The following is a 21,926-nucleotide window of genomic DNA, read 5'->3' on the forward strand; positions in this document are numbered from 1 at the left end:
GGTGCGGACGCCGCGCGAGGGCGGGCCCGCGGCGTAACGTTGATTACGTGCCCCATGATCTTCCCCGCACCCTCGGTGCCCTCCGGGCGTCCGGCCACGAGATCCGTGGTGTCAAGGACGAGATCCGCCAGAACCTCCTCTCCGCGCTCCGCGAGGGGCGCGACGCATGGCCCGGGATCGTCGGGTTCGAGTCCACCGTGCTCCCGCAGCTGGAACGCGCCCTCATCGCAGGTCACGACGTCGTGCTGCTGGGCGAGCGCGGCCAGGGCAAGACCCGGCTCCTGCGCTCGATCGTCAACCTGCTCGACGAGTGGACCCCCGTCATCGAGGGCTCCGAGCTCGGCGAGCACCCCTACGACCCCATCACCCCCGCATCCCGCAGGCGCGCCGCCGAGCTGGGTGACGACCTGCCCGTCGCATGGCGCCACCGCGACGAGCGCTACACCGAGAAGCTCGCCACCCCCGACACCGCCGTCGCCGACCTCATCGGCGACGTCGACCCCGTCAAGGTCGCCGAGGGCCGCTCGCTGGGCGACCCCGAGACCATCCACTACGGCCTCGTGCCCCGCGCCCACCGCGGGATCGTCGCCATCAACGAGCTGCCCGACCTCGCCGAGCGCATCCAGGTGTCGCTGCTCAACGTGATGGAGGAGCGCGACATCCAGGTGCGCGGCTACACGCTGCGCCTGCCGCTGGACGTGCTGCTGGTCGCGTCGGCCAACCCCGAGGACTACACCAACCGCGGGCGGATCATCACCCCGCTCAAGGACCGCTTCGGGGCCGAGGTCCGCACCCACTACCCGCTGGAGCTGGCCGACGAGATCGCGCTGGTCCAGCAGGAGGCCGATCTCGCGGCCGAGGTGCCGAGGCACCTGATCGAGGTCGTCGCCCGGTTCACCCGGTCGCTGCGGGAGTCCAGTGCCGTCGACCAGGGCTCGGGGGTGTCGGCACGGTTCGCCGTGGCCGCCGCCGAGACCGTGGCCGCCGCCGCGCTGCGCCGCGCCGCGATCACCGGCGAGGACCGGGCCGTCGCCCGTCCCGTCGACCTCGAGTCGGTGCCCGCCGTGCTGCGCGGCAAGCTGGAGTTCGCCTCCGGCGAGGAGGGCCGCGAGTCCGAGCACCTGGAGCACCTGCTCCGCCGGGCCACCGCCGACACGGCACGGGCCCGGTTGCGCGGCATCGACCTCAACCCGCTCGCCGAGGCCGTCGCGGGCAACCCGGTGCGCACGGGGGAGCGGGTCGCGGCCGTCGAGGTCGTGGCCGCACTCCCCGCGGTGGACGCCCTCACCGAGATCGCCAAGCGGCTCGACGCGGGCGGCACCGAGGACCCGGGCCCCATGGCGAGTGCGGCGGAGCTGGCCCTGGAACTGCTGTTCCTCACCCGGCGCCTCGCGAAGGACGAGTCCGACGACGGCGACACGGTGAGCTATGGCTAGACGCGACCGCAGGTACGCCTACGGGCCCTACACGGACGGGCCCGATCCGCTCGCCCCGCCGGTCGACCTCCGGGCCGCGATGGACGAGATCGGTCGCGACGTCATGGAGGGCTCCTCGCCGCGTTCGGCGCTGCAGGAGCTGCTGCGCCGGGGCATGCAGAACCGGCGCGGGCTCGACGAGCTCACCCGTGAGGTCTGGCAGCGCCGCAGCAGGCTGCAGCGGGAGAACCGGCTCGACGGCACGCTGCAGGAGGTCCGCGAGCTCCTGGCGCGTGCCCTCGATGCCGAGCGCGACTCGCTGGGCCGCCAGGACACCGACGACGCCCGGTTCCGGGAGATGCAGCTCGATGCGCTCCCGTCGGACACGGGCGGGGCGGTCCGCGAGCTGAACTCCTACGACTGGCAGTCCCCCGACGCGCGGGAGGCCTACGAACAGATCCGCGACCTGCTCGGCCGGGAGATGCTCGACCAGCGCTTCGAGGGCATGAAGCAGGCGATGGAGAACGCCACGCCCGAGGACGTCGAGCGCATCCGGGAGATGCTCGACGACCTCAACAACCTGCTCGCGAACCACGCCGCCGGGCAGGACACCACCGAGCAGTTCCAGCAGTTCATGCAGCAGCACGGCGAGTTCTTCCCGGAGAACCCCACGAGCACCGAGGAGCTCGTCGACCTGCTGGCCCAGCGGGCGGCGGCTGCCCAGCGGATGCTCAACTCGATGACGCCCGAGCAGCGGGCCGAGCTGATGGAGCTGTCCCAGCAGGCCTTCGGTGACCCCCGGCTGGCGCAGTCGCTGGCCCAGCTCGACGCTCAGCTGCAGGGTCTGCGGCCGGGTGAGGACTGGGACGGGCAGGGCCGGTTCCGCGGGGACAACCCGATGGGCATGGGCGAGGCCACGCGCGCGATGGAGCAGCTCGGCCAGCTCGACGCGCTCGCCGAGCAGCTGTCGCAGAGCTACCCGGGCGCGCGGATGGAGGACATCGACCTCGACGCACTCGGCCAGCACCTGGGCGACGAGGCGCGGGTCGACGCCCGCGCCCTGGCCGAGCTGGAGCGTGAGCTGCAGCGCCAGGGACTGTTCGAGCGGGCGCCCGACGGGTCGCTCCAGCTGTCTCCCAAGGCGCTGCGGCGGCTGGGGGAGTCGGCCCTGCGCGACGTCGTCGACAAGATCGGCGCCCGGCGCGGAGAGCGGGAGACGCACCGGTCCGGCGCGTCGGCCGAGGCCACCGGCGCCACCCGGCCGTGGGCGTTCGGCGACACCGAGGCGTGGAACGTGCCGAAGACCCTGCTCAACGCGCAGCTGCGGCAGGCGGCCGGGGACACGAGGAAGCTCGACGTCACCGACGTGGAGATCGTCGAGACCGAGCAGCGCTCCCGCGCCGCGGTGGCGCTGTGCGTCGACACATCGTGGTCGATGGTGCAGGACGGGCGCTGGGTGCCGATGAAGCGCACGGCGCTGGCGCTGCACCAGCTGATCTCCACGCGGTTCCGCGGCGACGACCTGAAGCTGATCACCTTCGGCCGGCATGCGCGGTCGGTGGAGCTGGGGGAGCTCGTCGGGCTGGAGGGGGCGTGGGAGCAGGGCACCAACCTGCATCACGCGCTGCTGCTGGCCGGGCAGCACCTGCGCCGCAATCCGGACGCGCAGCCCGTGGTCCTCGTCGTCACCGACGGCGAGCCCACCGCCCACCTCGAACCGGACGGCAACGCCGTCTTCGACTACCCACCCAGCCGGGAGACGCTGCGGGCCACGGTGGCCGAGCTCGACCGGATCACCGGCCTGCGGGCGTCGTTCACGTTCTTCATGCTCGGCGACGACCCGCGGCTCGCCGCGTTCATCGACGACGTGGCCCGCCGGTGCGGAGGCCGCGTCGTGGCCCCCACGCTGGACGGCCTCGGCGCCGAGGTGGTGGCGGACTACCTGCGCACCCGCCGCTGACCCGTCCCCCGGATTGCAGCAAAGCCACGTTGCCGCCACCTCGTTGCAGCAACGTGGCTTTGCTGCAACGGGGAGGGGGTGGCGTCCTGCCCCCGGTCAGCCCGCGAGCGGGACGGGTGTGAGGCGCACCCCGGCCCGGTAGACCTCGCGCACGCGCAGGTCCGGGTCGAGCACCACGAGGTCGGCCCGGCGCCCGGCCTCGATCGCCCCGACGTCGGCCAGCCCCAGCGCCTGCGCCGGTGTGCCCGCCGTCATCGCCACCGCCCGCGCCAGCGCCTCCTCGCGCGGCAGCGCCGCGTGCCGCACGACGTTGGCGAACAGCGCGTCGGTGGTGGCGGTACTGCCGGCGATCGTGCCGGTGTCGGCCACCCGCGCCACCCGGTCGGTCACGGTCACCCGCAACGCGCCGAGGTGGTACTGGCCGTCCGGCATCCCGGCGGCCGCCATCGCGTCCGTCACGGCCGCCACGCGCCCGCCACCGGTGCTGCGCAGCACGTGCTCCCAGAGGGCCGGGTGGACGTGCAGCCCGTCGGTCACCAGCTCGACGGTCACCCGGGAGTCCTCCAGCAGGGCCACCGCCGGTCCCGGCTCGCGGTGGTGCACCGGCGCCATCGCGTTGAACAGGTGCGTTCCGACGCGCGCGCCCGCGGCCACCGCCGAGCGTGTGAGGGCGTAGGTCGCGTCGGTGTGGCCGAGTGCGGCGATCGCCCCGGCGTCGACGATCCGGCGGACGGCGTCCAGGCCGCCTGCCCGCTCCGGGGCCAGCGTCACCATGCGCACGGCCCCGTGACCGGCCCGCAGCAGCCGCTCCAGCTCGGCCGGGTCGGGGTCACGCAGCTGCAGCGGGTCGTGGGCACCGCACCGGGCCCCGGCCAGCCACGGGCCCTCCAGGTGCACCCCGGCGAGCTCGCCGTCGGCGACGAGGCCGGAGAGGGCGTCGACGGCCCGGAGCAGGTCGGCGGGTGCGGCCGCGACCAGGCTCGCCATCATCGTCGTGGTCCCGTGTGCCCGGTGGAAGCGCACCGCGTGCACCGCCTGGTCGGGGTCCCCGTCGGGGAACGCCGCTCCCGCTCCGCCGTGGACGTGCATGTCGACGAACCCGGGCACGAGCACGGAGTCGCCGAGATCGACGTCGGCCGGACGCGGTGGTGCGCCGGCGCCGGCGCCGGCGATGCGGTCGCCTGCCACCTCGACCCATCCCGGTCCGACCGCGGCGGGGGTGACCACCGTGTCGGCCGTCAGGAGCAGGGTGGCGGTACCCGTCGTCGCGGTACCTGGGGTCACAACGTCTCCGTGATCTTGCTGAGGCCGCGGGGAGCGTCCGGGTCCTCGCCGCGGTCGACGGCCACGTGGCGGGCGAGCAGCTGGAACGGGATGATCTCCAGCAGCGGGGAGAGCGCCTCGGGCACGCCGGTCGGGAGCGAGAACCCGACTGCCGCCCGCGCCACGGCGGCCGGGTGTCCCACGCAGCACACATCGGCCCTGCGCTCGGCCAGCCGGGGCAGCACGTCCTCCATCGCCGTGCCGCCGACGCCGTCGTTCACCACGGCGAGCACCGGCACCTGCGGGTCGACGAGGGCGAGCGGGCCGTGCAGCAGGTCGGCACCGGAGAACGCCTGGGCCGAGACGTAGGCGGTCTCCATCAGCTTCAGCGCGGCCTCCCGCGCGGTGGGGTAGGAGTAGCCGCGGCCGGTGGTGATCATCCGCTGGGCGAACCGGTAGCGCTGCGCGATCGCGGCGATCTCCGCGTCGCGGGCCAGCAGGGCGTCGCCGAGGTCGGGCAGGGCCTCGGCGGCGGCGGTGCCCGCGCCGTTGCCGTCGAGCACGCGGTCGAGCAGCAGGTACAGCGCGAGCAGCTGGGCGGTGTAGGACTTGGTGGCGGCCACGGAGCGTTCCGCGCCTGCGAGTACGTCGACGTGGGCGTGGGCGGCGCGGGCGAGCACGGAGTCGGCGTTGTTGGTGACCGCCACCGTCAGCGCGCCCTGGGCTCGCGCCACCTCCAGCGACCGGACGAGGTCGGGCGAGCCGCCCGACTGGCTGATGCCGATCATCAGCACGTCGCGCAGATCGGGCCGGGCCCCGTAGGCCGTCATCGTGGAGGGGGAGACCAGGCCGGCGGGCAGGCCCAGCCGGATCTCCGCCAGGTACTTCGCGTACAGCGCGGCGTGGTCGCTGGTGCCGCGGGCCACGAAGAGGACGGTGCGCGGCGCCCGCCGGCGGATCTGGGCGGCCGCGGCGTCCAGACCGGCGGCGGGCCCGTCGGCGAGCAACCGCCGCCAGACCGCGGGCTGCTCGGCGATCTCCGCCGCCATCAGGCGGCCGGGCTGGTGTGACGCCACGGCGGTCACGCCTGCTGCTCGGAGACACTCGTTGCGACGGGCTGGTCGAGGAACGCCTCGGCCAGCCGGACGGCACCGGCGACAGGTGCCTCGGTGAGCACGTGGACCTCGACCCCTGGCAGCCGGTGGCGCACCGCCTGCTGCAGTAGCGGCTGGTGCACCGCGAGACCGCCCCCGAGCACCACCGGCTCGTGGCCGCCGAGGCGACCGAGCACCCGCGTGGCCAGTGCGGCCAGCGCGTCGGCGGCCGCGTCGAGGACGGCGGTGGCCGCGACGTCACCGTCTCCGGCCAGCTCGACGACGACGCCGGCGCGCTCGGCCCAGTACCGGCGGTCCTGCGTGGTGTAGACGTGGTCGATCAGCTGCTCGCGGTCGGCGAGGCCGCAACCGGCGAGCAACGCCCGGCTGAGCGGGTCGGGCGGTTCGCCGGCGTCCATCCGGTCCAGCGTGTGGCGCACCGCGTCGAGGGCGATGCGGTAGCCGCTGCCCTCGTCACCGAGGAGGTGGCCCCACCCGCCGGCGCGCGCCTCGGTGCCGTCGGCACGCGTGCCCCACGCCACCGAGCCGGTCCCGGAGATCAGGGCGACCCCGGTGTCGAGACCGGCGGCGGCCAGGAGGAGCCGCGCGTCGTGCACGACGAACACCCTGGCCCCGGGCGCGTGCTGGGCGAGCAGCCGTTCCAGAGTGCCCACCGACGCCGGCCCGTCGGCCCCGGCCGCACCCACGCAGACGGCGTCCACGCCGGTGGCGCCGAGCCGGGTGAGCAGCGCCTCGAGCTGGCGGCCCGCCTCGGCGACGCCGACCGCGGCGATGTTGGCGCTCCCGGCGACGGCCTCGGCGTCCGGAACCCCGTCCACCGACCGGAGGCCGTGGGTCTTGGAGCCACCGATGTCGATACCGATGACGGTCCGCAACTGCATCCCTACCCGACTAGATGTTTGGTCTAGACAACTTGGCTCAGGTTGACAGAGGACGTCGTCAGGAGCAAGCGGGCATGCTGTGCACGTGCCCACCTGCCGCCACTGCGGCGCCGTCCGTGACGGCGCCGACGCCTCCGCACTGACGTGGGTCCACGAGCGCGACCTGGACGGGCGGGTGCGCTGGCTCTGCCCGGGCTGCGCCCGGCGCCACCTGCGCGACATCGAGGCCAGGCTGCGGGACCCGTGGCAGTGAGGCCCACGACGAATCTGGCGATCTGCCCGTCTTGAACGCGTAAGTTGTTCGGCATGCAAACCTGGGCGACCGTCGATGTCCCGCAGCTCCCCGGCGGTGGTCCGCCGCTTCGCCTGTACGACACCGCCACCGGTCGCGTACGGCCGACCGCGCCCGGACCCACGGCCACGATGTACGTCTGCGGGATCACGCCTTACGACGCCACCCACCTCGGCCACGCCGCGACCTACCTGGCGTTCGACCTGGTCAACCGCCTCTGGCGCGATCTCGGGCACGACGTCAACTACGTCCAGAACGTCACCGACATCGACGACCCGCTGCTGGAGCGGGCCGCCCGCGACCACGACGACTGGGTCGTGCTGGGAATGCGCGAGACGGCGCTGTTCCGTGAGGACATGGAGGCGCTGCGGGTGCTGGCGCCGCAGCACTACATCGGCGCGGTCGAGGCGATGGGGGAGATCGCCGAGCTCGTCGGCAAGCTGCTCGCCTCCGGGGCGGCCTACCGCATCGACGACCCCGAGTACCCCGACGTCTACTTCGACAGCTCCGTCACCGGCCACTTCGGCTACGAGTCCCACTACGACGAGCAGAAGATGATCGAGCTGTCCCGCGAGCGTGGCGGCGACCCCGACCGGCCCGGCAAGCGCCACCCCACCGACGCCCTCCTGTGGCGGATGGCCCGTCCTGACGAGCCGTCCTGGCCGTCCGACCTCGGCGCCGGGCGCCCCGGCTGGCACGTCGAGTGCGCCGCGATCGCGCTCAACCGGCTCGGCACGCAGATCGACCTCAACGGTGGCGGCTCCGACCTGATCTTCCCCCACCACGAGTTCGGGGCCGCCCACGCCGAGGCGTTCACCGGCGAGCATCCCTTCGCCCGGCACTACACGCACACCGGGATGATCGGGCTCGACGGCGAGAAGATGTCCAAGTCGCGCGGCAACCTGGTGTTCGTCTCCAAGCTGCGCTCCCAGGGCGTCGACCCCAACGCCATCCGGCTGGGGCTGCTCGCCGGCCACTACCGCGAGGACCGGCCGTGGACCGACGAGCTGCTCACGCAGGCGCAGCAGCGGCTCGCGCGCTGGCGGGAGGCGGTCGCGCTCGACGCCGGTCCCTCCGCGGACGACCTGGTACAGCGGCTGCGCACCCACCTCGCCGACGACCTGGACACCCCCGCGGCGCTCGCCGCCGTCGACGGGTGGGCCGCGGAGGCGCTGGAACGCCGGGGCACCGACCCGGACGCCCCGGCTCTCGTCCGCACCGCGCTCGACGCGCTGCTCGGAATCGCGCTGTAGGCACTCCGGACCGGCGGGGGCCACGGGTCAGTCCGGCGGCTCGACGGCGCCCGCGTCGGGCTGGACGTCATCGTCGTCCGGCACCTGCGCGTCCTCGGCGTCGATCGGGACGTCGAGGTCGCGCTCCGGCACCCCCGGCGGACGAGGAGGCTCCGGGTCAGGTTGGGGCGATTGCGTCATGCCATCGGGCTACCCGTTCTGGTTGAGTGGGGCACATGGCGGGCAACGTGCTGGGCGGCGAGCTGCAGACGTGCGGAACCGACCCGATGACCGGTTTCACCCGCACCGGCTGCTGCGAGGCCGCGTCCGACGACGCGGGCGTGCACACGGTCTGTGCCATGGTCACCGAGGAGTTCCTCCGGTTCAGCGCCGAGCAGGGCAACGACCTGTCCACACCGCGCCCCGAGTACGGCTTCGCCGGGCTGCGGCCCGGCGACCGCTGGTGTCTCTGCGCCGACCGCTGGGCCGAGGCGCTCGCCGCGGGCGTCGCACCCCCGGTGGTGCTGGAGGCCACCCACGTCCGCACCCTCGACTGGGTCGACCTCGCCGACCTACGCCGGCACGCCGCCACCGCCGGCTGAGATGATCACGATCGACCTGGCGCTGCGGCTGCGCGCCGCAGGACTCGAATGGACCCCGGCATCGCGCGACCGGTTCGTGATCCCCGGCCGCGACATGGATGCGGACGTCTTCGTCGTCAGCGAGCTCACGATCGACGTGCACGACGCCCCCACCGGACGCCTGCTGCGCTTCAACGGCACCACCGAATGGGCGCTGGACAGCGTCGAGCAGGACGCCGTGGTGTGGCTGCCGTCGGAAGGCCAGCTGCGCGCCGCCCTCGGCCCCCGCTTCCGTCGTCTTGAACCGATCGGCGACGGGTTCGCCGTAGTGATCACGGGGGCCGGCGGCGAGGAGCGCCACCTCGACGTGGACGCCGAACGCGCCTACGCCCGGGCCCTCCTCGCGACACTGAGCACCTGACCCACCCACCCACCCACCCACCCACCCACGGGCGCGGGCGGGTGTGGTCAGGGGGAGGGGCGTGGCGGGCGCGGGAGCATCGCCGGCACCGCCACCGCGAGCAGGACGGCCGGCAGGATGAACCCTGCCACCGGCTCGGCGTGGTAGATGGGCGTGATCGCCACCGGGGTCAGTGCGGCGCCGCTGAACCGCACCGCCTGCACCACGGACATGGCGCCTCCCGGGTTCTGGTCGACCGACCCGAGCACCATCGCGTTGACGCCGACGAGCACGAGCTGGGTGGCCACGCCTCCGAGCGCCCAGATGGCACCGACCAGCCACAGCACCGGCACCAGACCGACCCCGAGGACGACGAGCACGCCGATGGCGGCTCCGAGCAGGACGCTGCGCCGGGCGCCGATCCGGTCGACCCCGCCACCGACGAGCCGAGCGGTGAGCAGCCCGGCCACCCCGAGCCCGGTGAGCAGCAGGCCCCGCGCCCCCGCGCTGACGCCGAACTCCTCCTCGAGCCGCAGTGCGACGAGGAAGTTCAACCCGGCGAGGCATCCCCACCCGACCGCCGCCACCAGCCCGGCGCGCAGGACCACGGGCTGCCAGGCGGTGCGCAGGGAGGGGCGCTCGCGCGCCGGCGCGGCGGCCCCCTCGGCGGGGATGCCGGTGGCGGCCAGCACCGCGGCCACCGCCGCGACACCCGCGAACGCGAACCGCCAGTCCACCTCGGCCGCGAGCCCGCCGACCAGGGGCGCCGTGGTCTGGCCCGCCGCCTGCATGGAGCCGAACCAGCCGAGCACCCGGCCGAGCCGTTGCGGAGGCGCCGCGGCGGCGAGCGCGGCCAGCAGCAGGGGGGTGGTGAACGCGTTGGCGGCTCCTTGCAGCGCGCGGGCGGCGAGGAACAGCGGCAGCGTCGTGGCGAGCAGGCAGGCCACGGAGGCGAGCAGGTACGCCACGTAGGCGACGATGACGGTGCGGCGCCGGCCCCAGCGCTCACCGAACGTGCCCGACACGAGCATCACGGCCGCGAAGGGCGCCGTGTAGGCGGTGATCGACAACGACGCGGTGGCCGGCGAGACGCCGAACGACGCGCCGAGCTCGGGCAACATCGCGACGGTGATACCGCCACCGAACGGGCCCAGGAGCGCTCCCGCGTAGAGGCCGGCCCTGGCCAGGGCCTCGCGGGTGGGCGCTCCGGGGGAGCGCGCCTTCGTCAGTTGCCCGAGCCCCCGGTGCCGCGACGGCGCAGGTAGCGCTCGAAGTCGGCGGCAATGGCGTCACCGTCGGCCTCGGGAAGCACGTCGGCGTCCGCCTCGGCCTGCTCCTCGAGCTGGCGGACGTACTCGCGCACCTCGTCGTCGGCCTCGGCCATCTCCGACACCGTGCGCTCCCACTCCTCGGCCTGCTCCGGGAGGCCGCCGAGGGGCACCTCGACGTCGAGCAGCTCCTCGACCCGGTGCAGCAGCGCGACGGCGGCCTTGGGCACGCGAGCCTGCGACACGTAGTGCGGGACAGCGGCCCAGAACGAGACCGCGGGGATGCCCGCCTCGACGCACGCGTTCTGGAACACGCCCACGATCCCGGTGGGTCCCTGGTAGCTCGACGGCTCCACCTGGAGCTCACCGGCGGAGGACACGTCGTAGGAGATCCCGCTGACGGGGGTGGGCCGGGTGTGCGGCGTGTCGGTGAGCAGAGCGCCGAGAGTGATGACCTTCGTCACACCGAGCTTCTCCACGTAGCCGAGGAGCTCGGCGCAGAAGGCCCGCCAGCGCAGGTTGGGCTCGATCCCGTTGACGAGGACGACGTGCCGCTCGGTGCCCGGGAGGGTGGCCACGGAGAGCCGGGTGGTCTGCCACTCGATCTTGCGGGTGACCCCCCCGGAGTGCCGCACGTGCGGCCTCGTGACCTGGAAGTCGTAGTACTCCTCTGGATCGATCGAGAGCAGAGGCTCGGCGTCCCAGCTCAGTTCCAGGTGCTCCAGTGCGGTGCTGGCAGCCTCCCCGGCGTCGTTCCAACCCTCGAACGCGGCGATCATCACCGGGTCGACGAGGCGGGGCAGTTCGTTCTCCGCTCCGGTTTCCGGCTCGCGATCGGTCATCCGCCCAGCCTACGGCGGCAGGCCGCAGCGCGATGGCCGCCTCCCCCGGGCGGCTAACGTGTCAGTGTGCAGCCCGACACCCGCACCCAGCCACCACCTGCCTTCGACACCACATTGATGGACACGCTGTCGGAGCGGGTGGTGATCGCCGACGGTGCGATGGGCACCATGCTGCAGGCCGCCGACCTCACGCTCGACGACTTCGACGGCCTCGAGGGCTGCAACGAGGTACTCAACGACACCCGGCCCGACGTCGTCCGCAACATCCACCGCGCGTACTTCGAAGCGGGCGCCGATGCCGTCGAGACCAACACGTTCGGGGCCAACCTCCCCAACCTCGCCGACTACGACATCCCCCACCGGATCCGCGAACTCGCGGAGAAGGGCGCGCGGCTGGCCCGCGAGGTCGCCGACGAGATGTCGACGGTCGACCGCCCGCGGTACGTCCTCGGGTCCGTCGGCCCGGGCACCAAGCTGCCGACACTCGGCCACGCCTCGTTCGCCAGCCTGCGCGATGCCTACGCCGAGTGCGGCCGCGGCCTGCTCACCGGCGGTTCCGACGCCATCGTGATCGAGACCTGCCAGGACCTGCTGCAGGTCAAGGCCGCCGTGCTGGGCATGAAGCAGGCCATGGCCGACGAGGGCCGGCGCATCCCGATCATCACGCAGGTCGCGATGGAGACCACCGGCACGATGCTGCTCGGCTCCGAGATCGGCGCCGCGCTCACCGCACTGGAGCCGCTGGGGATCGACCTCATCGGGCTCAACTGCTCCACCGGCCCCGCCGAGATGAGCGAGCACCTGCGCACCCTCTCCAAGCACGCCCGCATTCCGCTGTCGGTCATGCCCAACGCGGGCTTGCCGGTGCTGGGCCCGAACGGCGCCGAGTACCCCCTCGACGCTGACGGGCTGGCCGAGGCGCTCGCCACCTTCGTCCGCGACTACGGTCTCCGGCTGGTCGGCGGCTGCTGTGGCACCACTCCGGCCCACGTCAGCGCCGTGGCCGAGGCCGTGCGCACCCTGGCCCCGCTGCAGCGCCACCCGCGCCCCGAGCCGGGCCTGAGCTCGCTGTATGCCTCGGTGCCGTTCCGGCAGGACACCTCGGTACTGATGATCGGCGAGCGCACCAACGCCAACGGCTCGAAGAAGTTCCGCGACGCGATGCTCGCCCAGGACTGGGAGGCCTGCGTCGGGATCGCCCGCGACCAGACCCGCGAGGGCGCGCACCTGATCGACCTGTGCATCGACTACGTGGGCCGCGACGGTGTGGCCGACATGGCGGAGTTGGCCGGGCGGCTGGCCACCGCGTCGACCCTGCCGGTGATGCTCGACTCCACCGAGCCCGAAGTGCTGCGCGCCGGGCTGGAGCGCCTCGGCGGCCGCTCGATCGTCAACTCCGTCAACTACGAGGACGGCGACGGCCCCGGCTCCCGCTTCCAGCGCGCGATGGAACTGGTGCGCGAGCACGGCTGCGCGGTCGTCGCGCTGTGCATCGACGAGGAGGGTCAGGCCCGCACCGCCGAGTGGAAGGTTCGGGTGGCCGACCGGCTCATCCGCGACCTCACCACCAACCACGGCATGCACGTCGAGGACATCGTCGTCGACACCCTGACCTTCCCGATCACCACCGGGCAGGAGGAGGTGCGCCGCGACGCCCTGGAGACCATCGAGGCCATCCGCGAGCTCAAGCGCCGCTATCCCGACGTGCAGACCACGCTCGGTATCTCCAACGTGTCCTTCGGGCTCAACGCCGCCGCGCGCCAGGTGCTCAACTCGGTCTTCCTGCACGAGTGCGTGAACGCCGGCCTGGACACGGCGATCGTGTCGGCCGCCAAGATCCTGCCGATGGCCAAGATCGACGACGAGCAGCGATCCGTTGCCCTGGATCTGGTCTACGACCGGCGCCGGGAGGGATACGACCCCCTCAACCGCTTCATGGAGCTGTTCGAGGGCGTGTCGGCGTCCTCGGCGCGGGCGAGTCGGGCCGACGAGCTGGCCGGGCTGCCGCTGTTCGAGCGGCTGGAGCGACGCATCGTCGACGGCGAGCGCGAGGGCCTGGAGAACGACCTCACCGAGGCGCTGCTGGAGCGGCCCGCCCTGGAGATCATCAACGACACGCTTCTCTCAGGGATGAAGACCGTCGGTGAGCTGTTCGGCTCCGGCCAGATGCAGCTGCCGTTCGTGCTGGCCAGCGCTGAGGTGATGAAGACGGCCGTGGCGTTCCTCGAGCCGCACATGGAGAAGGCCGAGGACGACCAGGGCAAGGGCACCATCGTGCTGGCCACGGTCAAGGGCGACGTCCACGACATCGGCAAGAACCTCGTGGACATCATCCTCACCAACAACGGCTACAACGTGGTCAACCTGGGCATCAAGCAGCCCATCTCGACGATCCTGAGTGCTGCGGAAGAGCACCGGGCGAACGCCGTCGGGATGTCGGGACTGCTGGTCAAGTCCACGGTGATCATGAAGGAGAATCTCCAGGAGATGAACTCGCGGGGGGTCGCGAAGAAGCTCCCGGTGCTGCTGGGTGGCGCCGCTCTCACGCGCCTCTATGTAGAGAACGACCTGTCCGAGGTGTACGAGGGCCGGGTCACCTACGCCCGCGACGCCTTCGAGGGCCTGCGGGTGATGGACGCGACGATGGCGCGCCTGCGCGGCGAGCTGCCGGAGGTCGACCCGGAGGAAGAGGCCAAGCAGGCCGAGCGCAAGGCCCGCCACGAGCGTTCGCAGCGGGTGGCGGCCAAGCGCAAGGCGGCGGAGGCCGAGGTCGCGGGCCCGCAGCCGGAACGCTCCGACGTCACGGTCGACAACCCGCTGCCCACGCCGCCGTTCTGGGGCACCCGCGTGGTCAAGGGGATCTCGCTGGCCGAGTACTCGGGGATGGTCGACGAGCGCGCGCTGTTCCTGGGTCAGTGGGGCCTGCGGGGCACGAAGAGCGGCTCGGGCCCGAGCTACGAGGAGCTGGTGGAGACCGAGGGCCGGCCACGGCTGCGGTACTGGCTGGAGCGGCTCTCCACGGAGGGCGTGCTCGCCCACGCCGCCGTCGTCTACGGGTACTTCCCCGCGGTGTCGGAGAAGGACGCCCTGCTGGTGCTCGACGAGCCTCGTCCCGACGCCGCGGAGCGGTTCCGGCTGGAGTTCCCGCGCCAGCGCCGCGACCGCCACCTGTGCCTGGCCGACTTCTGGCGGCCCCGCACCCTGGCCGTCGAACGCGGCGAGGTGGACGTGCTGCCGCTGCACCTGGTGACGATGGGCCAGCCCATCGCCGACTACGCCAACGAGCTCTTCGCGAAGGACGCCTACCGCGACTACCTCGAGGTCCACGGCCTGGGGGTGCAGCTCACCGAGGCGCTGGCCGAGTACTGGCACCGGCGGATCCGGGAGGAGCTCACCTTCCCGGCCGGTGGTGCCGTGGCGGCGGAGGACCCTGCCGACGTGGAGGAGTTCTTCAAGCTCGGCTACCGGGGAGCCCGCTACTCACTCGGCTACGGCGCGTGCCCCAATCTCGAGGACCGCACCAAGATCGTGGAGCTGCTGCAGCCCGGACGGATCGGCGTGGAGCTCTCGGAGGAGCTGCAGCTGCATCCCGAGCAGTCCACCGACGCCATGGTGGCGCATCACCCGGAGGCGAAGTACTTCAATGCGGGCTGAGGATCGCTTGTCGGGTCCGAATATCAACGCTGAGGATCGCTTGTCGGGTCCGAATATCAATGCCGACGGGCTCCCTGCGGCCGTTCTGTGGGACATGGACGGCACGCTGGTCGACTCGGAGAAGGTCTGGAGCATCTCGCTCGCGGAGACGGCGCGCTGGCTCGGCGGGGAGCTGAGCCGGCAGGCCCGGGAGGACATGATCGGGTCGAACATGGCCCGCACGCTGGTGCTCATGTTCGAGGACCTGGGGCTCGACCGCGATCCGGTGCGGATGGAGCAGGCCGAGAAGTGGATGACCGAGCGCACCGGCGAGCTGTTCGCGGCGGGGCTGGAGTGGCGTCCCGGCGCGCTCGAGGCGCTGCGGATGGTCCGCGCGGCGGGCTGGCCCACCGCGCTCGTGACCAACACGGAGCGGGCGCTCACCGAGCTGGCGCTGGAGACCATCGGCCGCGAGCACTTCACCGTCACGGTGTGTGGTGACGAGGTGCCACACGGTAAACCGGCGCCCGACCCGTACCTGCGGGCGGCGGAGCTGCTCGGCGTGTCGGCCGAGGAGTGCGTGGCGGTGGAGGACTCGCCGACCGGGTCCACCGCGGCGGAGAAGGCGGGTGCCGCCGTGCTCGTTGTGCCGTGTGAGGTGGCTGTTCCGGCAGGTCCGGGACGTGTTCATCGTCGCTCACTGGTCGGACTCACGGCGAATGACGTGCGGGACGCCTACGCTCGTGTACGCGCCGATCGCGTGGCCTAGCGGGCCGGATGCGCAAGGTACCGATCGGACACCTGACCGCTGAACTTCATAAGGGCGCCGTTAGCCGACCCGCTCGGCGCCCGCATAATGCGCAAACTGACCGTTCACCGAACCATCCGGCGCTTCACGTGTACCGGGCGCAGCAGGCCCGGTGCGGCCGTTCGCGTCGAAACCCCCAGACGTATGACACTGATGTTGTGAGGAGTAACCCGACGTGAAGACCTTCGACGGTTTGTTCGTCGAGCTGACCGAGAAGGCCGCCACGCGAGCGGAGGGCTCGGGCACTGTCGCCGCACTCGACGCCGGCGTGCACGAGCAGGGCAAGAAACTGCTCGAGGAAGCCGGCGAGGTGTGGCTGGCCGCCGAACACGAGGCCGACGACGCGTTGGCCGAGGAGATCTCCCAACTGCTCTACCGCATCCAGGTCCTCATGATCGGGCGCAAGATTTCGCTCGAGGACGTTTACAAGTTCCTGTAAGAATCACAGCAAGGCACTAGGAGACCTCTCATGCTCCGCGTCGCACTTCCCAACAAGGGAACGTTGGCCGAGCCCGCCGCCACGATGATGCGTGAGGCCGGTTATCGGCAGCGATCGGACTCGCGTGACCTCAGCATGCTCGACGAGGAGAACGAGATCGAGTTCTTCTACCTGCGGCCCAAGGACATCGCCACCTACGTCGGGTCCGGCGATCTGCACCTGGGCATCACGGGCGCCGACCTCATGGACGAGTCGGGCAGCCAGGTGAAGCGGGTCATCGAGCTCGGCTTCGGCGCGTCGAAGTTCCGGTTCGCCGCTCCGGAACACTCCGAGCACGGCGGGGAGTGGAAGCTCGAGGACCTCGAGGGCAAGAAGATCGCCACGTCCTACCCCCGGCTGGTTCGTGCCCACCTGGCGCGCAACCGCGTCCGCGCCGACATCATCAAGCTCGACGGGGCCGTGGAGATCTCGGTCCAGCTCGGGCTGGCCGACGCGATCGCCGACGTCGTCTCCTCCGGGCGCACGCTGCGCCAGCACGGCCTCAAGCCGTTCGGCAACGCGATCGCGGAGTCCCAGGCCACGCTCATCGAGCGGGAGCCGCGTCCGGACCGCGAGGAGACCGTCGAGGTCAAGGCGGCCAAGGGCGTGTTCACCGCGCGCCTGCAGGGCGTCGTCTACGCACGGCAGTACCTGATGCTCGACTACGACTGCCCGGCCGCTGTGCTCGAAGAGGCCAAGCGCATCACGCCTGGCATGCAGGCGCCCACGGTGTCGCCGCTGTCGCAACCGAACTGGTACGGCGTCCGGTCGATGGTGCGCAGGACCACGGCCAACAAGGTGATGGACGACCTGGCCTCGCTCGGCGTGCGCGCGATCCTGACCTCGGAGATCCGGTCCTGCCGGGCGGTGGACGGCACCGGCCTCAACGGCCACACCGCCTGAGTTCGGCGGTCAGCGAGGCCGCACCACCACGCTCTGCGTGGAGCGGCCGGTGTGGCCCTGCTCGTCGAACAGCAGACCGGACACCGTGCCCATCCCTGTCGGTCCGACCACCGTGCCGGCGGCCACGGCCATCCACTCGCCGACCGGCGGCCGGTGCAGGTGCACCGTGAGCTCGGTGTTCACGAACAGCCAGTGCCGCAGGTCCAGTGGCGCGGCCGCGCCGTTGCCGGTGTCGGCCACCACGAGCAGCCGCTGCAGGGGGCTGGGCACCTCGCCCTCCACGAGGGGAACGCGCAGCCGTCCCCAGGCCGTGCCGGGGCCCGGCTCGCCGAACCATCCCTGCAGCCAGTGCCACTCCACGGCGTCGAGGAAGCCCGGGAGCCATCCCGGCGGCCGCTCCGGGCGGTGCACGCCCTGCTCGGGGGCGTTAGCGCGTCGACCTGGCCGGTGGCGACGGCCCGGGTGTCGCCGACCGTCAGCCGCCAGGCCCGGGCCCTGAGCACGGCACGCCCGCCTGCTGTCATCTCGGCGGTGAGGAGCTCGACCGATCGTCCCGGTCGTTCCACCCCCGCGCGGACCTGCACCTCCCCGGCCGGCACCGGGCCGAGGACCTCCACCGTGATCCGCGACAGCTGCTTGCCGTGCCCGGTGTCGCTCCGTTCCAGTGCCCGCGCCAGCAGCGCCGATGGTGGCCCGACGTGTTGGGCGTCGGCGAACCACGGGCCCGTGGTGGAGAGCGTGGCGTGGAACCGCTCGCCCTCGGGGCCGTCGAGGGGCAGGTAGAACGGTTCGAGCGGAATGACATCAGCTGGCACCCCCCGAGGATGCCCCGGCGGGCAGCGCACCCGGCCGGCTGGTGCTCAGCCGGCGCGTTCCATGGGTGTCTCGTCGGCGCTGACGTCGGCGGGCCAGCCCGGGTACGCCGGCGGGGTGCCGTCCCATGCCGGGCACAGCGCCTTGTGGCTGCACCACTCGCAGAGCCTGCTGGGGTTGGGCCGGAAGTCGCCGGACTCGCCCGCGGTGAGGATGGCCTGCCAGATGGCGTCGAGCGTGCGCTCGAAGCGACGGAGCTCGACCTCGTCGGGCTCGTAGGTGAGCCACTCGGTGTCGGCCAGGTACATCAGCCGGAGCTGGGCGGGCACCACACCGCGCAGGTGCAGCAGGGCCAGTGCGTAGAACTTCATCTGGAACAGCGCCCGCGCCTCGGCCACCGGCCGGGGCGCCGGCCCCGTCTTGTAGTCGACCACGCGCATCTGCCCGGTGGGGGCGACGTCGAGCCGGTCGATGTAGCCACGCAGCGGCAGGCCGGACTCCAGTTCCGTCTCCACCAGCAGCTCACGCGCCTCGGGCTCCAGCCTGCGAGGGTCCTCCAGCTGGAAGTACGCCTCCAGGAGCGGCCCGATGGACTCGAGCCAGGACGGCAGCTCCGGATCCTCGGGACCCTCGAACAGCTGGTTCACGAGCTCCGGCTCCTGCGTGCACAGCTCCTCCCACGCCGGCCCCACCAGCTCCCGGGCAACCGGGAGGGACCGTTGCGCGGCGGGCCGGTCGTAGAGCCGCTCCAGGACCACGTGCACGACCGTGCCACGGATCTGCGCCCGGCTGGGCCGCTCCGGCAGCCGGTCGATCGCCCGGAACCGGTAGAGCAGCGGGCACTGCTTGAAGTCGCCCGCCCGCGACGGGGACAGCGCCGGTCGGCGCCTCGGGCGCACCGAGGACTCGGCGGCCGGGGTGGGGGTGGACGCGTCGAAGGTGGCGGAGCCGGCGGTGGTCGTGCCGAGCCCGTGGCTCTCGCCGGAAGTGTCCGTCACGCTCCGGAGCGTAGGGGACGACCCTGACACTTCCGGGCGACCGTCCCCGTGGCCGCGGGACACGCCGCGGGCGCACACACCTGGTGGCCACCGTGCACACGTCCGGTGATGTGTGCCGTGGCCAACCGGTGTGCGCCGCCGGGCGCTGCGGCACCCGGAAAGCGCACCCTTTAGCGTTGCTCCGTGTCCCAACCGCTGCCGCCGCTCGCTGATGCGCCCCCCGTTGTCACCCCGCGGGGCGGTCCCTTCCGTCCCGGCGACCGCGTGCAGCTGACCGACCCGAAGGGTCGTCACTACACCCTCACCCTGGAGACCGGAGGGCAGTACCACACCCACCGCGGCGGTCTCGCCCACGACGACCTGATCGGCAAGCCCGAGGGCAGCGTGGTCATCTCGCCGGTCGGCACGCCCTACCTCGCGCTGCGGCCGCGGCTCGCCGACTACGTGCTCTCGATGCCCCGCGGCGCGCAGGTCATCTACCCGAAGGACGCCGCGCAGATCCTGATGTGGGGCGACATCTTCCCCGGCGCGCGGGTACTGGAGGCCGGGGCGGGCTCAGGGGCGCTCACGTGCTCGCTGCTGCAGGCCGTCGGACCACAGGGACGGGTGATCTCCTACGAGATCCGGGCGGACCACGCCGAACACGCCGAACGGAACGTTCGACTTTTCTTTGGCGATTCGCCACCCAACTGGTCCTTGAAGCTCGCTGACCTTCATACTCACGACGGCGACGCCGAACCGGTCGATCGTGCGATTCTGGACATGTTGGCGCCATGGGAACAGCTGGAAACGGTGGCGAAAGCGCTGATTCCCGGCGGTGTCCTGGTGGGTTACGTGGCCACCACGACGCAGCTGTCGAGGCTCGTGGAGGACCTGCGCGAGCAGCAGTGCTGGACGGAGCCGCAGGCATGGGAATGCCTGGTCAGGCCCTGGCACGTGGTGGGTCTCGCGGTCCGGCCCGACCACCGCATGCAAGGTCACACAGCGTTCCTGGTGACGGCCCGCCGACTGGCCGAAGGGGTCGTTCCACCGCGTCCGCAGCGCAGACCGACGAGCCGCTGAGACCGACCGGAGCAGCCGAGGGCCGTCGCCGATCACGGAACAGGATGAAGCCTCACCGTCAAGGTGCCGTCCGGTTGAGGGGTGGATCACCGGTTCGTCGCAGGACCACAACGCCCGTTCGCAGGTACCGTATGGAAACGGAACACGGAGGGAGGTTGCCGTGAACCCCTACGACGGTCCCGGCAGTCGTGACCCAGGCGGCAGCGGGGAGCTCAGCCCCGCGGAAGCTCGGGCGCAGATCCGCTTTCTCGAGGAGGAAGTGGCTCTGCTGCGCCGCAAGCTCACCGAGTCCCCACGCCATGCGCGGGTGCTCGAGCAGCGGCTCGCCGAGTCGGCCAGCCGGCTCGCGCAGCTGTCCGCTCGCAACGAGAAGCTCACCGAAACCCTCAAGGAAGCGCGCGGGCAGCTCGTCGCCCTGCGCGAGGAGGTCGACCGCCTCGCGCAGCCGCCGAGCGGTTACGGCGTCTTCCTGGCCCGGTTCCCGGACGAGACGGTCGACGTCTTCACCTCCGGGCGCAGGATGCGTGTCGCTGTGTCTCCCGCGGTCTCCACCGCGGACCTGAACAGCGGGCAGACCGTCCGCCTCAACGAGGCTCTCACCGTCGTCGAGGCAGGCGACTACGAGCGCATCGGTGAGGTGTGCGCCCTGCGCGAGGTGCTCTCCGAACCCACAGCCGACGGCCTCGCCGGTCGTGCGCTCGTCGTCGGCCACGCCGACGAGGAGCGGGTGGTCTGGTTGGCGGCCCCGTTGATCGTGGGCGCCGACAACCCGGAGGCCGTGCCGCTCAAGCCCGGCGACTCGCTGCTCGTCGACACCAAGGCCGGCTACGCCTACGAGCGGGTGCCCAAGGCCGAGGTGGAGGACCTCGTGCTGGAGGAGGTGCCCGACGTCGACTACTCCGACATCGGCGGCCTGTTCCGGCAGATCGAGCAGATCCGCGACGCGGTGGAGCTGCCGTTCCTGCACGCAGAGCTGTTCAAGGAGTACGAGCTGCGGCCGCCGAAGGGCGTGCTGCTCTACGGCCCTCCCGGCTGCGGCAAGACGCTCATCGCCAAGGCGGTGGCCAACTCGCTGGCCAAGAAGGTGGCCGCCGTCCGCGGCGACAACCCCGACGAGGGCAGGGCGTTCTTCCTCAACATCAAGGGCCCCGAGCTGCTCAACAAGTTCGTCGGCGAGACCGAGCGGCACATCCGGCTGATCTTCCAGCGGGCTCGGGAGAAGGCCTCGGCCGGCACCCCGGTCATCGTGTTCTTCGACGAGATGGACTCGATCTTCCGCACCCGTGGCTCGGGCGTGTCCTCCGACGTGGAGACCACGATCGTGCCGCAGCTTCTCGCGGAGATCGACGGCGTCGAGGGCCTGGAGAACGTCATCGTCATCGGCGCCTCCAACCGCGAGGACATGATCGACCCGGCGATCCTGCGTCCCGGCAGGCTCGACGTGAAGATCAAGATCGAGCGGCCGGACGCCGAGGCGGCGCAGGACATCTTCTCGAAGTACCTCACCGAGACGCTGCCGATCCACACCGACGACATCGCCGAGTTCGCAGGCAACCGCAAGGCCTGCATCGACGCGATGATCCAGCGGGTGGTCGAGCGGATGTACGACGAGACCGAGGAGAACCGGTTCCTGGAGGTCACCTACGCCAACGGTGACAAGGAGACCTTGTACTTCAAGGACTTCAACTCCGGCGCCATGATCCAGAACATCGTCGACCGGTCGAAGAAGTCGGCGATCAAGTCGGTGCTCGAGACCGGCCAGCCCGGTCTGCGCGTGCAGCACCTGCTGGACGCCATCGTCGACGAGTTCGCCGAGAACGAGGACCTGCCCAACACCACCAACCCCGACGACTGGGCGCGCATCTCCGGCAAGAAGGGGGAGCGGATCGTCTACATCCGCACCCTCGTCACCGGCAAGAACGCCGAGACGGGCCGCGCGATCGACACCGCGTCGAACACCGGCCAGTACCTGTAGGCCCACG

The 21,926-nt window shown here is 72.0% G+C and carries 20 protein-coding genes and 1 pseudogene; 12 read left to right on the forward strand and 9 right to left on the reverse strand.

The features are described 5' to 3' along the window. Positions 1-47: 47 nt before the first annotated feature. A complete protein-coding gene (locus AC5L35_RS12595; protein ID WP_495059755.1) occupies positions 48-1,436 on the forward strand; it encodes an ATP-binding protein in 1,389 nt (462 codons plus the stop codon). Continuing rightward, entirely contained in the window at positions 1,429-3,375 is a 1,947-nt protein-coding gene (locus tag AC5L35_RS12600) for a vWA domain-containing protein (protein ID WP_495059756.1), read from the forward strand. Before AC5L35_RS12595 ends, AC5L35_RS12600 begins: the two co-directional genes overlap by 8 nt. Positions 3,376-3,471: 96 nt before the next feature. Here the strand turns inward: AC5L35_RS12600 and AC5L35_RS12605 are convergent, their stop codons facing one another. Genes AC5L35_RS12605 through AC5L35_RS12615 form a run of 3 tightly spaced genes read right to left on the reverse strand, consistent with a single transcriptional unit; the run spans position 3,472 to position 6,634 of the window. Beyond that, entirely contained in the window at positions 3,472-4,659 is a 1,188-nt protein-coding gene (locus tag AC5L35_RS12605; RefSeq protein WP_495059757.1) for an N-acetylglucosamine-6-phosphate deacetylase, read from the reverse strand. Beyond that, positions 4,656-5,714: an SIS domain-containing protein gene (locus tag AC5L35_RS12610; protein WP_495059852.1), complete on the reverse strand. Its 1,059-nt coding sequence runs from the start codon at positions 5,712-5,714 to the stop codon at positions 4,656-4,658. Before AC5L35_RS12610 ends, AC5L35_RS12605 begins: the two co-directional genes overlap by 4 nt. Before the next feature lie 5 nt (positions 5,715-5,719). Next, the gene (locus AC5L35_RS12615) at positions 5,720-6,634 is read right to left on the reverse strand and encodes an N-acetylglucosamine kinase (protein ID WP_495059758.1); all 915 of its coding nucleotides are present in this window, start codon (positions 6,632-6,634) and stop codon (positions 5,720-5,722) included. Positions 6,635-6,719: 85 nt separating this feature from the next. Between AC5L35_RS12615 and AC5L35_RS12620 the strand changes: the two genes are divergently transcribed. After that, a complete protein-coding gene (locus AC5L35_RS12620) occupies positions 6,720-6,887 on the forward strand; it encodes a hypothetical protein (protein WP_495059759.1) in 168 nt (55 codons plus the stop codon). A gap of 53 nt (positions 6,888-6,940) precedes the next feature. Next, positions 6,941-8,179, forward strand: coding sequence for a cysteine--1-D-myo-inosityl 2-amino-2-deoxy-alpha-D-glucopyranoside ligase (gene mshC / locus AC5L35_RS12625; protein ID WP_495059760.1), 1,239 nt, complete (start codon positions 6,941-6,943; stop codon positions 8,177-8,179). A gap of 27 nt (positions 8,180-8,206) precedes the next feature. On the opposite strand, the gene AC5L35_RS12630 is transcribed toward mshC, so the two are convergent. Next, on the reverse strand, positions 8,207-8,359 hold the full coding sequence (locus tag AC5L35_RS12630; protein ID WP_495059761.1) for a hypothetical protein: 153 nt from the start codon (positions 8,357-8,359) through the stop codon (positions 8,207-8,209). Between the two features lie 35 nt (positions 8,360-8,394). On the opposite strand from AC5L35_RS12630, the gene AC5L35_RS12635 reads away from it, so the two are divergent. Together AC5L35_RS12635 and AC5L35_RS12640 are read left to right on the forward strand one after the other, a co-directional pair. Further along, on the forward strand, positions 8,395-8,760 hold the full coding sequence (locus AC5L35_RS12635; protein WP_495059762.1) for a DUF2237 family protein: 366 nt from the start codon (positions 8,395-8,397) through the stop codon (positions 8,758-8,760). A gap of 1 nt (position 8,761) precedes the next feature. After that, positions 8,762-9,160 (forward strand): hypothetical protein, encoded by a 399-nt coding sequence (locus AC5L35_RS12640; protein WP_495059763.1) that lies wholly within the window; start codon positions 8,762-8,764, stop codon positions 9,158-9,160. A 47-nt stretch (positions 9,161-9,207) separates the two neighbouring features. Here AC5L35_RS12640 and AC5L35_RS12645 read toward each other — a convergent pair whose 3' ends face one another. Beyond that, positions 9,208-10,368, reverse strand: a complete 1,161-nt coding sequence (locus AC5L35_RS12645; RefSeq protein WP_495059853.1) for an MFS transporter — start codon at positions 10,366-10,368, stop codon at positions 9,208-9,210. After that, positions 10,365-11,249, reverse strand: a complete 885-nt coding sequence (locus AC5L35_RS12650) for a PAC2 family protein (RefSeq protein ID WP_495059764.1) — start codon at positions 11,247-11,249, stop codon at positions 10,365-10,367. Before AC5L35_RS12650 ends, AC5L35_RS12645 begins: the two co-directional genes overlap by 4 nt. A 117-nt stretch (positions 11,250-11,366) precedes the next feature. Between AC5L35_RS12650 and metH the strand changes: the two genes are divergently transcribed. The 4 genes from metH (at position 11,367) to hisG (ending at position 17,071) form a co-directional block, all read left to right on the forward strand. After that, a complete protein-coding gene (gene metH / locus AC5L35_RS12655) occupies positions 11,367-14,903 on the forward strand; it encodes a methionine synthase (protein WP_495059854.1) in 3,537 nt (1,178 codons plus the stop codon). Between the two features lie 40 nt (positions 14,904-14,943). Next, positions 14,944-15,651, forward strand: a complete 708-nt coding sequence (locus AC5L35_RS12660; RefSeq protein WP_495059765.1) for an HAD family hydrolase — start codon at positions 14,944-14,946, stop codon at positions 15,649-15,651. 214 nt (positions 15,652-15,865) lie between these two features. Then, the gene (locus AC5L35_RS12665; RefSeq protein ID WP_169400281.1) at positions 15,866-16,129 is read left to right on the forward strand and encodes a phosphoribosyl-ATP diphosphatase; all 264 of its coding nucleotides are present in this window, start codon (positions 15,866-15,868) and stop codon (positions 16,127-16,129) included. Positions 16,130-16,159: 30 nt separating this feature from the next. After that, entirely contained in the window at positions 16,160-17,071 is a 912-nt protein-coding gene (hisG, locus tag AC5L35_RS12670) for an ATP phosphoribosyltransferase (protein WP_495059766.1), read from the forward strand. Between the two features lie 9 nt (positions 17,072-17,080). Here the strand turns inward: hisG and AC5L35_RS12675 are convergent, their stop codons facing one another. From AC5L35_RS12675 to AC5L35_RS12685, 3 genes and pseudogenes are all read right to left on the reverse strand, one after another. Then, the gene (locus AC5L35_RS12675) at positions 17,081-17,482 is read right to left on the reverse strand and encodes a thioesterase family protein (RefSeq protein WP_495059767.1); all 402 of its coding nucleotides are present in this window, start codon (positions 17,480-17,482) and stop codon (positions 17,081-17,083) included. 128 nt (positions 17,483-17,610) lie between these two features. Next, positions 17,611-17,916 (reverse strand): annotated as a pseudogene (locus AC5L35_RS12680) (acyl-CoA thioesterase domain-containing protein); the annotation flags it as partial. Between the two features lie 15 nt (positions 17,917-17,931). Continuing rightward, positions 17,932-18,783, reverse strand: coding sequence for a RecB family exonuclease (locus AC5L35_RS12685; RefSeq protein ID WP_495059855.1), 852 nt, complete (start codon positions 18,781-18,783; stop codon positions 17,932-17,934). A gap of 282 nt (positions 18,784-19,065) precedes the next feature. On the opposite strand from AC5L35_RS12685, the gene AC5L35_RS12690 reads away from it, so the two are divergent. Both AC5L35_RS12690 and arc read left to right on the forward strand, forming a co-directional pair. Then, positions 19,066-19,944, forward strand: coding sequence for a tRNA (adenine-N1)-methyltransferase (locus AC5L35_RS12690; RefSeq protein ID WP_495059768.1), 879 nt, complete (start codon positions 19,066-19,068; stop codon positions 19,942-19,944). A gap of 160 nt (positions 19,945-20,104) precedes the next feature. Beyond that, on the forward strand, positions 20,105-21,919 hold the full coding sequence (arc, locus tag AC5L35_RS12695) for a proteasome ATPase (protein ID WP_495059769.1): 1,815 nt from the start codon (positions 20,105-20,107) through the stop codon (positions 21,917-21,919). Positions 21,920-21,926: the final 7 nt, after the last annotated feature.

The sequence above is a fragment of the Pseudonocardia sp. OZ21 genome (genome assembly GCF_059359135.1).